This window comes from Variovorax sp. P4_D9 (assembly GCF_056401695.1).
The window spans coordinates 1-614 of the sequence record NZ_JBFUIU010001722.1; the positions used below are offsets into that span (position 1 = coordinate 1).

Consider the following 614-nt stretch of genomic DNA (forward strand, 5'->3'; position numbering starts at 1 on the left):
GCTGCGCCCGCGATCTGGAATGCCGTGCTTTCGGCATAACCTGCGCGGCCCTCTGGAGACGTCGCTCGGCTACCCCCAAACTTTGCACCAGAGCCGTGAATCGGACGGTCGAAGAGGGTGCCGATGCGCGGGCCGGCCCGGCGCGTGCGCAACTTGTCGAAGACGGCCGCGGCGGAGCGAAGGCGATCGTTCAAATCAGCAGCCAAGTCGCGCTCCTTCGGGCTGCTGGTCCGCGACCGACTCGGCTTCATGCTCAAGCTCCGGTGCATGGATGGCGATGCCGGCAGCGCGCGCCGCGGCGATGATGGGCTCGATGCCGGCCAGTGCGATCTCGTGCAACGCTCTGCTCTTCTCGAAGGCCGTTTCACCCTCTGGCGCGAGCGAGGCCTCGACGGGATCGAACTCGCCCTCGAAGGCGAAGTCCAGCGCAGGCACGCCGACCGTGGCTGCCTCGAGCAGATCCGTCAACATCGTGTGCTGTCGAATGAGCACGGGGGCGGCGTCCGAATCGCCGTCGGCGTAGGGGAGGGAGCCATCCTGACGTGGCGCGAAGCTCTCGTCGATCGAGGCCATGCGCGCGGCGATGAGCTGGCGCAGGAGGGCGAGTGGGGTCG

At 67.9% G+C, this 614-nt stretch carries 2 protein-coding genes; both read right to left on the reverse strand.

Annotated features, from left to right (window positions below):
• Positions 1 to 206, reverse strand: a 206-nt coding sequence (locus AC1DY5_RS57980) for a hypothetical protein (RefSeq protein WP_478123091.1), incomplete at its 3' end; no start/stop codon positions are given.
• Positions 196 to 614 (reverse strand): hypothetical protein (locus tag AC1DY5_RS57985; RefSeq protein ID WP_478123092.1); only part of this gene is annotated, 419 nt, incomplete at its 5' end. The genes AC1DY5_RS57985 and AC1DY5_RS57980, both read right to left, overlap by 11 nt.